Below are 12,129 nucleotides of genomic sequence, written 5' to 3'. Positions count from 1 at the left end.
CATGACACGCCTGTCGCTCGACCCCTCGCACGCTGCGGCCCCTGCCGATACCGCCCTGCATGTTGGCCTGCTGTTCCTGCGCCTGACCGGCAGCGCCCTGCTGATTACCGTGCATGGGCTGCCCAAGGTGCTGCACTACAGCCAGGAACTCACGCGCATTGAAGACCCGTTCCACATGGGCGCCGCGCCCACGCTGCTGCTCGCCATCCTGTCAGAAACGCTGTGTCCGCTGCTGATTGCGCTTGGCGTGCTCACGCGCCTGGCGTGCCTGCCCATCATCGCCACGTTGCTGGTGGCCATGCTGGTAGTGCATCCTGACTGGTCGCTTGCCGATGGACAGTTCGGATGGATGCTGCTGATCATCTTCACCACCGTCCTGATTGCCGGGCCCGGACGCTTTTCGATCTTTCCCAAATACTGACGCAATGACCGCCGACCTCATCCTGCACAACGGCCGCATCCACACGGTCGACCGCGAACGCCCCTCCGCCAGCGCCGTTGCCGTGCGTGACGGCCGCTTCGTTGCCGTGGGCGACGATGCCACCGTGATGGCCCAGCGCGGCGCCTCCACCCAGGTCATCGACCTGCGCGGGCGCACCGTCATTCCCGGCCTGAACGATTCGCACCTGCACCTGATCCGGGGCGGGCTGAACTACAACCTGGAGCTGCGCTGGGAAGGCGTGCCCTCCCTGGCCGACGCGATGCGCATGCTCAAGGAGCAGGCCGCGCGCACGCCATCGCCGCAATGGGTGCGCGTGGTGGGCGGCTGGACGGAATTCCAGTTTGCCGAGCGCCGCATGCCCACCCTCGAAGAGCTGAACCAGGCCGCGCCCGATACGCCCGTGTTCGTGCTGCATTTGTACGACCGCGCGCTGCTCAACCGCGCGGCGCTGCGCCAGGTCGGCTACACCAAGGACACGCCGAACCCGCCGGGCGGCGAGATCCAGCGCGACGCCTCCGGCGAGCCCACCGGCATGTTGATCGCCAAACCCAACGCGATGATCCTCTACGCGACGCTCGCCAAGGGGCCGAAGCTGCCGCCGGAATACCAGGTCAACTCCACGCGTCAGTTCATGCGCGAGCTGAACCGCCTGGGCGTGACAAGCGCCATCGATGCAGGCGGCGGCTTCCAAAACTACCCGGAAGACTACGAAGTCATCCGCGAGCTGTCGGCGCAGAACCAGCTCACCATCCGCATCGCCTACAACCTCTTCACGCAGAAGCCGAAAGAGGAGCTGGCCGACTTCAAGAACTGGACCGGCAGCGTGCAATACCGCCAAGGCGATGATTTCTTCCGCCACAACGGCGCGGGCGAAATGCTGGTCTTCTCCGCGGCCGACTTCGAAGACTTCCTGCAACCGCGCCCCGACCTGCCCGAGACGATGGAGCAGGAGCTGGAAACCGTGGTGCGCCACCTCGTCGCGCAGCGCTGGCCTTTCCGGCTGCACGCCACCTACGACGAATCGATCTCGCGCATGCTCGACGTGTTCGAGCGCGTGAACCGCGACATTCCCTTCAACGGCCTGCCGTGGTTCTTCGACCATGCCGAGACCATTTCGCCGAAGAACATCGAGCGCGTGCGCGCACTCGGCGGCGGCATCGCCATCCAGGACCGCATGGCCTTCCAGGGCGAATACTTTGTCGACCGCTACGGCGCGGCCGCTGCCGAGCAGACGCCACCCATCAAGCGCATGCTGGCCGAAGGCGTGCCGGTGGGCGCCGGCACCGATGCCACGCGCGTGTCGAGCTACAACCCGTGGACGTCGCTGTACTGGCTGGCGAGCGGTCGTACCGTGGGCGGCATGGCGCTGTATCCGGAAGGGCTGCCGCGCGAAGTGGCGCTCGAACTGTACACACACGGCAGCGCGTGGTTCTCCGCAGACCAGGGCAACAAGGGGCAGATCAAGGTCGGGCAACTCGCCGATCTGGCAGCGTTGTCGGCGGATTTCTTCAGCGTGCCCGAGGCCGATATCAAGACCATCGAATCGGTGCTGACGGTGGTGGGCGGCCGCATCGTCTACGGCGCAGCGGAGTTTGCCGAATTCGGCCCGCCGCCGATTCCGGTACTGCCGGAGTGGTCGCCCGTGGCGCGCGTGCCGGGGCACTGGCGGCCGGCTGCGCCCATGCAGCAGCAGGTGCATCAGTGCGTCGGTTCGTGTTCGGTGCACGGCCACGCCCACCAGAAAGCGCGCACGGCCAATGTGCCGACCACCGACTTCCGCGGCTTCTGGGGCGCCTTCGGGTGTTCGTGCTTTGCCTTCTGAAGCGCCGTCGTCTGCAACGGCCACACCGGCGTCAGCGCGTTTCCTGATCGCCCAGGGAACGCTGCTGGCGTTCGTCGCGGGCTATGTGGATGTGGTCGGCTTTGCAGCGTTGTTTGGACTGTTCACCGCGCACGTTACGGGCAACTTCGTGATGATCGGCCTGGAGCTGGCGGGCTCCGGCCAAGGCGTGCTCGCCAAGCTGCTGGCGCTGCCGATGTTCGTGGTGGCCGTGGCGGCGACCAAACTTGCCGTGACGGCGCTCACGCGGCGCGGCGTGGCGCCACTGCGGCCGCTGCTACTTGCGCAGGCCGTTCTGCTGCTGGCCTTCATGGCGGCGGGGCTGCTGGCGCTGCCGATTCAATCGGCCGATGCGCCGGCCACCATCGTTGTCGGGCTAATCGGCGTCGCGGCGATGGGCGTGCAGAACGCCAAGGCGCGCATCGTGCTGTCGGAACAAGCCCCCACGACGATCATGACGGGCAACACCACGCAGATCGTGATCGACGTGGTGGAGCTGCTGTCGCCCGGCGGTACGCAGAAGGATGTTGCGCGCACGCGGTTGCGCAAGATGGTGCCGCCGCTTGCCGGCTTTGCCATCGGGGCGGTGTTGGGCGCGCTGGCGTTTGCGACGCTGTCGTTCTGGTGCGTGTTGCCGCCGGTGGGCATCTTGGTGGCACTGGCTGTGATGCAGCGGTAGGTTTTGTTTCTGGATAGTGGTGGATGATGTCTTGTTACTGGCGGAACGGCGGGTGGTCCATCCCTGTTTCGTACCCTGCCGGGCACGACTCACTTTTCTTTGTCTTGCCAAAGAAAAGTAAGCAAAAGAAAGGCGCGCCCGAGATGGCGACATCCCCTTGAATTTGTGTGACCGTGCGGGGAAGGAGGCAAACTCGCTGCGCTCAGACAGCCTCCTTCCTTGATCCGCCCGCTCACAAAAATTCAAGGCGCCATCAAGGGCTCAACGTCAAAAGAAAAGGCCAACCCATCGCGAGTGGGCCTTTGTCGTTGGGGCTGGCGCCCCCGTGGTTTGGGTTTTGTCCTTTGACTTTCCTGCCCTTGATGGCGCCTTCAATTTTTGTAAGCGGGCGGGGAACTGTTTGAGCGCAGCGAGTTTTCCCCGCCTCCGCACGGTTACGAAAATTGAAGGAATCTTTCGCCATCTCGGGCGCGCATTTCTTTGCTTACTTTCTTTGGGCAAGACCAAAGAAAGTGAGTCAGCCCCGGCAGGGGATGAAACAAGGGATGCACCACCAAGGCAAAAACAACCAAAAAAGAACCCCTACATATTCCGCCGATACTCCCCCCCCACCTCAAACAACGCATGCGTAATCTGCCCGAGCGAGCAGACCTGCACCGCGTCCATCAGCACCGCAAACACGTTCTGATCTTCAATCACCGCCCGCTGCAGGCGCTGCAGCATGGCCGGAGCTTCCCCCGCATGCCGCGCGTGAAAATCCTGCAGCCGCGCGAGTTGGCTCTGCTTCTCCTCCTCGCTGGAACGCGCCAGTTCTATGTGCGGCGGCACTACGCTCTCGGCGTCGGGATTGCGGAACGTATTCACACCGATGATCGGCAGCGAGCCATCGTGCTTGCGCTGCTCATACAGCATCGACTCCTCCTGGATCTTGCCGCGCTGATAGCCGGTTTCCATGGCACCCAGCACGCCGCCGCGCTCGGCAATGCGTTCGAACTCCTGCAGCACCGCTTCTTCCACGAGGTCCGTCAGCTCATCGATGATGAAGCTGCCCTGGTTCGGGTTCTCGCACTTGGCCAGGCCCCACTCGCGGTTGATGATGAGCTGGATGGCCAGCGCGCGCCGCACCGACTCGGCCGTCGGTGTGGTGATGGCCTCGTCGTATGCATTCGTGTGCAGGCTGTTGCAGTTGTCGTAGATGGCGATCAGCGCCTGCAGCGTCGTGCGAATGTCGTTGAAGGCGATTTCCTGCGCGTGCAATGACCGGCCTGATGTTTGCACGTGGTACTTGAGCTTCTGGCTGCGCTCGTTTGCGCCGTACTTGTCTCGCAGCGTCACCGCCCAGATGCGACGCGCGACGCGGCCGAGCACGCTGTACTCCGGGTCCATGCCATTGGAGAAGAAGAACGACAGGTTCGGCGCAAAGTCATCGATATGCATGCCGCGCGCGAGGTACGCCTCCACATACGTGAAACCGTTGGCGAGCGTGAAGGCGAGCTGCGAGATCGGGTTCGCGCCCGCCTCGGCAATGTGGTAACCCGAGATCGACACCGAATAGAAATTGCGCACCTGGTGGTGCACGAAATATTCCTGGATATCGCCCATCACCTTGAGCGAAAACTCGGTCGAGAAGATGCAGGTGTTCTGCCCCTGGTCTTCCTTGAGGATGTCGGCCTGCACCGTGCCGCGCACGTTCTGCAGCACCCACGCGCGGATCTTCGCCTCTTCGTCTTGCGTCGGCTCTCGCCCGTTGTCGGCGCGGAACCGGGCCAGGTTCTGGTCGATGGCGGTGTTCATGAACATCGCCAGGATCGTCGGCGCAGGCCCGTTGATCGTCATGGAAACCGACGTGGCAGGGCTGGTCAGGTCAAAGCCGTCGTACAGCACTTCCATGTCGTCGAGCGTGGCGATGGAGACGCCAGAGTTGCCGACCTTGCCGTAAATGTCTGGACGCAGCGCCGGGTCTTCTCCGTAGAGCGTGACGGAGTCAAACGCTGTGGAAAGCCGCTTGGCGTCCATGCCTTCGGAGACGAGCTTGAAGCGCCGGTTGGTGCGGAAGGCATCGCCCTCGCCCGCGAACATGCGCGTCGGGTCTTCGTTCTCGCGCTTGAAGGCGAACACACCGGCGGTGTACGGGAAGCTGCCCGGCACGTTTTCGCGCATCAGCCAGCGCAGCACTTCGCCGTCATCTTCATACGGCGGCAGTACGACCTTGCGGATCGTGGTGCCCGAAAGCGTGGTGTGCGTGAGCTGCGTGCGGATTTCCTTGTCGCGAATCTTCACGACGTATTCGTCGCCGGAATACGCACGGCGCAGGTCGGGCCACATGGCGAGCAGCTTGCGCTCGGCAGCGCCGAGTTGTGCGTCGCGCTCGGCCGCCTGCTTGTCGAGCGCGGACAGCGTCTGCACCGTGGCACCGGCCTGCTCCAGCATGCGGTGGCTGGCCTGCAATTGCTGACGTTCCCGCGCGAGGCGGCTTTGCGCATCAACTCGGCGGTGGTAGCCGCGCACCGTATCGGCCAGCTCCGCCAGGTAGCGCACGCGCGCGGGCGGCACGATGGCATCGTGGCTGGTGGAGCATTTGCCGGCTGGACGCGGCAACGTGCGTTCGGCCAGCGCCATGCCGCGCTCGGTCAGCCGATCGGCCAGCGCGTGATACAGCGCCGTCACGCCGTCGTCATTGAAATGCGAGGCCTGCGTGCCGAACACCGGCATGTCTTCAGGCCGGGCGTGCCATTGCTCGCGGTTGCGCTGCACCTGCTTGGCGACGTCGCGCCATGCATCCTGCGCGCCCTTGCGGTCGAACTTGTTGATCGCCACCAGATCGGCAAAGTCCAGCATGTCGATCTTCTCCAACTGGCTGGCGGCGCCAAACTCGGGCGTCATCACATACAGCGACAGATCGACATGCGGCACGATGGCTGCGTCGCCCTGCCCGATGCCGGAGGTCTCGACAATGATGAAATCGAACCCGGCCGCGCGGCAAGCGGCAATCACGTCGGGCAGCGCGTCGGAAATCTCACGGCTCGCCTCGCGCGTGGCCAGCGAGCGCACGAAGATGTTCGGATGGTTGATCGCGTTCATGCGAATGCGATCGCCCAGCAAGGCGCCGCCCGACTTGCGCCGCGACGGATCGATCGAGATGACCGCAATGCGCAGCGCGTCCTGCTGGTCGAGCCGGAAGCGGCGGATCAGCTCGTCGGTGAGCGACGACTTGCCCGCACCGCCCGTGCCCGTGATGCCAAGCACAGGCGTCGGCGCGGCCATCGCAGCCGCGTGGACGGCCTCGCGCAACGCCGGATCGACGCGGCCCGATTCCAGCGCGGTGATCAGTTGCGCCAGAGCGCGGCGATCGCCGTTGGCAACGGGCTCCAGCGTAGCCGGCGCGTAGACGGAGAGATCGATATCGCAGCGCTGCACCATGTCGGCAATCATGCCGGCCAGACCCATGCGCTGGCCGTCTTCTGGGCTGTAGATGCGCGCGACGCCGTAGTCCTGCAGCTCGCGGATCTCCGCCGGCACGATCACCCCGCCACCGCCGCCGAACACCTGGATGTGCTGGCCGCCGCGTGCGCGCAGCGCGTCGATCATGTACTTGAAGTATTCGACGTGGCCGCCCTGGTAGCTGGATACGGCAATGCCCTGCACGTCTTCCTGCAGCGCGGCATTGACCACCTCATCCACCGAGCGGTTGTGCCCGAGGTGGATCACCTCGCAGCCCATCGACTGCAGGATGCGCCGCATGATGTTGATCGACGCGTCATGCCCATCGAACAACGACGCAGCCGTCACGAAGCGCACCTTGTTGCGCACCGGCGCAGCTTCGCTGGCAGGCGTGGGATCGGCCGCGCGGGCAGCGGAAAGATCGGTCATGTCTCCACCTTCGATAAGTGGGGCGCCGGCGTTGGATGTGTTGTACGACGCACAAGGCGAAGCGTGCCGGTCGGCGGGTCGAACAGACAGTATTTTCGGGGTTGACGCACACGTCAACCGGGGGCACGGGCGAGGACCTTTCTGCTCTTCTGCGCCCCCGGGGCTTGATGATGGCCTGCGCGCCATCCCCTTAAATCAGCACGCCGGCATCCGGACCGTTTTGCGCAAATTGCGGGCGGCTGGAGCGGTCCAATCTTGGTGCAACACCCAGCTTGCACACAATCGACACAAATCGTTAGAGTCGGATTTTGGTCGGAAACGGGTCCGGCCACAGGGGGAACTTCCAATGCCAAGCCGCGCAACGATGCGCTGGTGTCTGACCGCCTTGCTGGCGTGGTCCGGTCACGCCCTGGCGTGGGACTACACGCCCGGCGCCATCCCGGGGCTGATCAGCGTGCTTGGTTTCCTGACCGTGCAATCGCAGGCGCTGGACCGCGCCATCCAGCGCTTTCCCGGTCAGCGTGAAGAGCTGATCCGCGCCCGTACGCAGTTCGACAACGCGTTCCCGCAGGCGCTGGCCCGCACGCGCCGCCTGATCGCCGGCATTCCGCTATCCGACGACGAGCGCCAGCTGCTGATCGAGCGTGCGCTGGACATTCACCAACCGAGCGTGGGCGTTGCCACCCAGACGGCCCAGACCGCCCACGCCCTGGCCGGACGCGTTGTTGAGCGCGCACAGGGCAGCCAAGACCGCGCCACGCTGCAGACGCTGTTGGCGGTGGTCTACGACGACCGCCCCGCCGATGAGTTGAGCAGCCGCTTCACCCAAGCCGTAACGTTGTCTGACTGGCCGAATGCGCGCGGCGCGAGCCTGAGCCTCAGGCTGCCGTTTTCCTGGGAGCGCGTGCCCCCGACAGCGCCGCGCAAGCCCGACCCCGCGCGGGTGGCGATCGGCGCGTGGGCCAATCAGGGCGGCTCGGGGCTGTCGCGCCTTGAAATGATCGTGCGCCCCACCGAGGGCGATCTTGAAGCCGTGCCGGACAACCGCGAACCGCGCTGGATGCGCGACGCCGTCAAGCAAGCCGTGGCCGGCCCGTGCAAGCTGCTCGGGTGGGGCACGCAATCGTTCGGCGGGCGCCCAGGCGTGTGGGCCAGCTACATCGGCGAATCACCCGGCCCGCATATCCCGCGCGCCACGGGCAATACGCTGGTCGGCCGCGTCTTCATGGTGCCGACCGACGGCGCGCTGCTGATGCTGCACATGCAGTCTCCCGCCACATCGCCCGAACAGGCCAGCACCGTGCGCTTGCGGTACGAGCCGCTGTGGAATGCCGTAGCGGCATCCTTTAGCGTCGCCGGCGCCAAGCCGTAACCCTCCCCACGGCAGAACGCACCACGACGGCGCATTTGCCACACCGCCCGCACCAATTCAAGGCAATCGCGCACCGATTTCGGGCTAATCTCAACGCGCAGCCCGACCCCCACCTCGCGCGCACGGCCGTGGTGCGCCATGTCACCTTTTTGCACACCGTTGGAACAAGAATTGCATCAGTCGGCGCCTTTTGCGTCATTTGTGGGCATGCACTGCACCCGGATGGCGCTGACCCTCAACCCGCACGACAACCGCAATGAACTCCATCAAAACCGGGGGCGACGCGCTCTTCATTCTGCTGGGCGCGATCATGGTGCTGGCCATGCATGCCGGCTTCGCGTTCCTTGAGCTGGGCACTGTCCGTAAGAAGAACCAGGTCAATGCACTGGTCAAAATCCTGGTCGACTTTGCCGTGTCGACCATCGCGTACTTCTTCATCGGCTATTCGGTCGCGTACGGCGTCAACTTCTTTACCGGCGCCGACGTGCTGGCCCAGCAGAACGGCTACGAACTGGTGAAGTTCTTCTTCCTGCTGACCTTCGCGGCGGCCATCCCGGCCATCATCTCGGGCGGGATTGCCGAGCGCTCGCGCTTTGAGCCCCAACTGGCGGCGACCTTCGTGCTGGTGGGCTTCGTCTACCCGTTCTTTGAAGGCATCGCCTGGAACGAGCGCTTCGGCATCCAGCACTGGCTGCAGAGCGTGACGGGCGCGGAGTTCCACGACTTTGCCGGTTCGGTGGTCGTGCATGCCGTGGGCGGCTGGATCGCGCTGCCGGCGGTGCTGCTGCTCGGCGCCCGCCACGGCCGCTACAAGGACGACGGCCGCATCGCCGCGCATCCGCCGTCAAACATCCCGTTCCTGGCCGCCGGTGCCTGGGTGCTGGCGGTGGGCTGGTTCGGCTTCAACGTGATGAGCGCCCAGACGCTGGACAAGATGAGCGGCCTGGTCGCCATCAACTCGCTGATGGCCATGGTGGGCGGCACGCTCACCGCGTGGTGGATGGGCAAGAACGATCCGGGCTTCTCGTACAACGGGCCGCTGGCCGGCCTGGTGGCCGTGTGCGCCGGCTCCGATGTGATGCACCCGCTGGGCGCGCTGGCTGTTGGCGGCATTGCGGGCGTGCTGTTTGTCTGGATGTTCACGCGCGTGCAGAACGTCTGGCGCATCGACGACGTGCTCGGCGTGTGGCCGCTGCATGGTCTGTGTGGCGCATGGGGCGGCATCGCGGCCGGCATCTTCGGCCTGAAGGCGCTGGGCGGGCTGGGCGGCGTGTCGTTCTGGGCGCAGGTGGCGGGCACGGCGGGCGGCATTGTGATTGCGCTGATCGGCGGCACGGTGGTGTACGGCACCCTGCGCAAAGTCGTGGGGCTGCGATTGGACCGCGAGGCCGAATTCATGGGTGCCGACCTGGCGATCCATCGCGTCTCGTCCACGCCGGAATCGGAAACGCACTGGTAAGCCTGGGATGTGGCGGGAGGCGGGAAGGCGCGCGCGGCGCTTGCTACAGTGAAAGCGTCTTCCCTCGCCCAACTGCAGGAGTGCCGCATGCCCGAAATCGATCCGAATCACCCCATCACCGTCGAGTCGAACCCGCGCCGCGTGACGGTGACCCTCAACGGCTTCACCATCGCCAGCACGCATTTGGCGCGCACGCTGCGCGAGGCGTCGTACCCGCCCGTGCAGTACATCCCGCGCGACGATGTGCAGATGAACCTGCTGGAGCGCACGCAGCATCACACCCATTGCCCGTACAAAGGCGATGCGTCGTACTACACGATCGTGGCTGGCGACGTGCGCGCTGAAAACGCCGTCTGGACGTACGAACAACCCAAGCCCGTCGCGCGTGAAGTGGCGGGCTATCTGGCGTTCTATCCGAACAAGGTGACGATCCAGGAGGAATGAGGGCGCAGGCGCAGCTGACATGCCGCTGTCATGCAGACAGCGCACGATGCGGCTGTTCCTCTTCTCACGGATACTCTTTCCGTGAAAGTTCCGAGACCCGGCGCAGACGATCTGTGGCCGGGTATTTTTTTGGGCGGATGCCGGTGCTATTCTCGGCGGCACCATGTTGGACTTCCGCACTTACGGCCTGGCCGCGCCCCCGCACTCGCACGACTTCATGCAGGTCGTGATGCCCGCACGCGGCATCCTCGAGATGGACGTCGACGGCCGCGGCGGCCGCGTCGACACGCACCACGCCGCGCTCATCCCGGCGGGCGCCACGCATGCGTTTGAAGCCACCGGCGCCAATCGCTTCATCGTCTTCGACATCCCCGGCCAAACCGTGGACGCCCCCAGCCTGGGCGGCTTGGCCGATCGCGTGTTCTTTCCGCTTACGCCCGGCCTGCGCGCGCTGACGACGTGGCTGCAGGACGCGCCTATCGTCGATGCCGTGCTGGCCAATGCGTGGTCGTCGCTCGCGCTGGCGACGCTGGCCGCGCATCCGGCCAATCAATCCACGCAGATCCGCGCACGCCCCGATGCGCGTGCCGAGCGCGCATGGCACGCCATCGAGCACCGCTACGCCGAGCCGCTCACCGTCGATGCGCTGGCCGCAGAGGCAGGCGTGAGCGCGCGTCGCCTCGCCACGCTGTTCCGCGCCGCTTACGGCACCACGCTGCATGCGCATTTAGCGCAGGTGCGGCTGCGGCATGCATTGACGCTGCTGGAAACCAGCACCCTGCCGATCGCCGAGATTGCCGCGCGCACTGGCTACTACGACCAAAGCGCCCTCACGCGCCACCTCAAGGCGGCCCACGGCATCACGCCCGCAGCGGTGCGGCGCTAGCCCGCCATTTCCTTTTTTGCCAAAGCGCAGCCGTCTTCACCAAGACGCGCGGCGCGCGCACGCGCAAAGTGCCGGTTCGATTGATCTTTTCGGGCAGACGTTCCATGGCTGTTGGCGACACCTCCACTGCAACGCAGCTTCATCACGGTCAGCACGACGCGCGGCGCGACCACCTCACGGGCATCGGCTACGGCGTTGCGGCCGGCGCGCTGTGGGGCATCATCTTCGTCGCGCCGAAGATGCTGCCGCAGTTTTCCCCGCTGGCGCTGTCGGCCGCGCGGTATGTGCTGTACGGCGTGCTCTCGCTCGCGTTGGCGCTGCCGGTGTGGCGCACGCTATGGCGCAAGACGACTCGGCGCGACTGGGCGGCGCTGCTGCTGTCATCGCTGCCGGGCAACATTCTCTACTACCTGTGCGTGGCGGGGGGCGTGCAGCGCGCGGGCGTAGCGCCGGTCTCGCTCATCGTCGGGTTGTTGCCGGTGACGGTCACGCTCGCGGGCTCGGCCGAACGCGGCAGCTTGCCGTTGCGTCAGCTGGCCTTGCCGTTGCTGATGGCGGTTGCGGGCGTGGTGTGCATTTACCTGGATGCGCCCGATGTGCATTCGGATGCCGGCGGCAGAACCTATTTCATCGGGCTCTTGATGGCAGCGGGCGCGCTGGCGTGCTGGACGGTGTACGCGGTGTGCAATGCGCGGTACCTGCGTGCGCGGCCGCAGTTCACGAGCCGGGAGTGGTCGCTGTTGACGGGCGTCGCGACCGGGGCGCTGTCACTTGCACTGGCCGTGCCGGCGTTTTTGCTGCCCGGCATGGCCACGGCGTCTGCGCAGCCCGCATCGGCGTGGGGGATGTTCTGGCTGGTGAATATGGGCGTGGCGCTGGGGGCGTCTGTGTTGGGCAACAGCCTGTGGAATGCGGCCAGCCGCAAGTTGCCGTTGACACTGTCGGGGCAGTTGATTGTGTTTGAGACGGTGTTTGCGTTGTTGTATGGATTTGTTTATGAGGCTCGGTTGCCGCATGGGTTGGAGGTGGCTGCGGCGGTTTTGTTGGTGAGTGGGGTGGGGTTGGCGGCGCGGAGGCACAGTTAGGTTTTTTGTTTGGGCTGTTTTGGACGTGGTGGTCCACCCCCTTTTCGTTCCC

At 65.4% G+C, this 12,129-nt stretch carries 9 protein-coding genes; 8 read left to right on the top strand and 1 reads right to left on the bottom strand.

The genetic code is table 11. The features are described from left to right. The first annotated feature begins 1 nt into the window (after position 1). Genes ACU8YE_RS11470 through ACU8YE_RS11460 form a run of 3 tightly spaced genes read left to right on the top strand, consistent with a single transcriptional unit; the run spans position 2 to position 2,961 of the window. The gene (locus ACU8YE_RS11470; RefSeq protein WP_316868149.1) at positions 2-421 is read left to right on the top strand and encodes a DoxX family protein; all 420 of its coding nucleotides are present in this window, start codon (positions 2-4) and stop codon (positions 419-421) included. Between the two features lie 4 nt (positions 422-425). Next, entirely contained in the window at positions 426-2,264 is a 1,839-nt protein-coding gene (locus ACU8YE_RS11465) for an amidohydrolase (protein WP_316868148.1), read from the top strand. Next, a complete protein-coding gene (locus ACU8YE_RS11460; protein ID WP_446928737.1) occupies positions 2,254-2,961 on the top strand; it encodes a YoaK family protein in 708 nt (235 codons plus the stop codon). The genes ACU8YE_RS11465 and ACU8YE_RS11460 overlap by 11 nt, the downstream gene beginning before the upstream one ends. A gap of 582 nt (positions 2,962-3,543) precedes the next feature. Here ACU8YE_RS11460 and icmF read toward each other — a convergent pair. Then, a complete protein-coding gene (gene icmF, locus ACU8YE_RS11455) occupies positions 3,544-6,831 on the bottom strand; it encodes a fused isobutyryl-CoA mutase/GTPase IcmF (protein WP_446928736.1) in 3,288 nt (1,095 codons plus the stop codon). 346 nt (positions 6,832-7,177) lie between these two features. Here icmF and ACU8YE_RS11450 point away from each other — a divergent pair, with 346 nt between their 5' ends. From ACU8YE_RS11450 to ACU8YE_RS11430, 5 genes are all read left to right on the top strand, one after another. Further along, on the top strand, positions 7,178-8,203 hold the full coding sequence (locus tag ACU8YE_RS11450; RefSeq protein ID WP_316881390.1) for a hypothetical protein: 1,026 nt from the start codon (positions 7,178-7,180) through the stop codon (positions 8,201-8,203). 256 nt (positions 8,204-8,459) lie between these two features. Next, positions 8,460-9,662, top strand: a complete 1,203-nt coding sequence (locus ACU8YE_RS11445; RefSeq protein WP_232041699.1) for an ammonium transporter — start codon at positions 8,460-8,462, stop codon at positions 9,660-9,662. A gap of 87 nt (positions 9,663-9,749) precedes the next feature. Next, a complete protein-coding gene (locus ACU8YE_RS11440; protein WP_440076554.1) occupies positions 9,750-10,106 on the top strand; it encodes a DUF427 domain-containing protein in 357 nt (118 codons plus the stop codon). 163 nt (positions 10,107-10,269) lie between these two features. Beyond that, positions 10,270-10,992, top strand: a complete 723-nt coding sequence (locus tag ACU8YE_RS11435) for a helix-turn-helix domain-containing protein (protein WP_446928735.1) — start codon at positions 10,270-10,272, stop codon at positions 10,990-10,992. Between the two features lie 104 nt (positions 10,993-11,096). Further along, positions 11,097-12,077: a DMT family transporter gene (locus ACU8YE_RS11430; RefSeq protein WP_446928734.1), complete on the top strand. Its 981-nt coding sequence runs from the start codon at positions 11,097-11,099 to the stop codon at positions 12,075-12,077. The last annotated feature ends 52 nt before the right edge of the window (positions 12,078-12,129 follow it).

The sequence above is a fragment of the Ralstonia sp. VS2407 genome (genome assembly GCF_052950655.1).
The sequence above is the reverse complement of the archived record's forward strand: the minus strand, read 5'-3'. Positions and strand labels throughout refer to the sequence as shown.

What these genes read in the sequence shown, in the direction of transcription:
- ACU8YE_RS11445 (WP_232041699.1), top strand. Translation starts at nt 8,460, where the DNA reads ATGAACTCCATCAAAACCGGGGGCGACGCGCTCTTCATTCTGCTGGGC.
- ACU8YE_RS11435 (WP_446928735.1), top strand. Translation starts at nt 10,270, where the DNA reads ATGTTGGACTTCCGCACTTACGGCCTGGCCGCGCCCCCGCACTCGCAC.
- ACU8YE_RS11430 (WP_446928734.1), top strand. Translation starts at nt 11,097, where the DNA reads ATGGCTGTTGGCGACACCTCCACTGCAACGCAGCTTCATCACGGTCAG.
- ACU8YE_RS11440 (WP_440076554.1), top strand. Translation starts at nt 9,750, where the DNA reads ATGCCCGAAATCGATCCGAATCACCCCATCACCGTCGAGTCGAACCCG.
- ACU8YE_RS11450 (WP_316881390.1), top strand. Translation starts at nt 7,178, where the DNA reads ATGCCAAGCCGCGCAACGATGCGCTGGTGTCTGACCGCCTTGCTGGCG.
- icmF (WP_446928736.1), bottom strand. Translation starts at nt 6,831, where the DNA reads ATGACCGATCTTTCCGCTGCCCGCGCGGCCGATCCCACGCCTGCCAGC.
- ACU8YE_RS11470 (WP_316868149.1), top strand. Translation starts at nt 2, where the DNA reads ATGACACGCCTGTCGCTCGACCCCTCGCACGCTGCGGCCCCTGCCGAT.
- ACU8YE_RS11465 (WP_316868148.1), top strand. Translation starts at nt 426, where the DNA reads ATGACCGCCGACCTCATCCTGCACAACGGCCGCATCCACACGGTCGAC.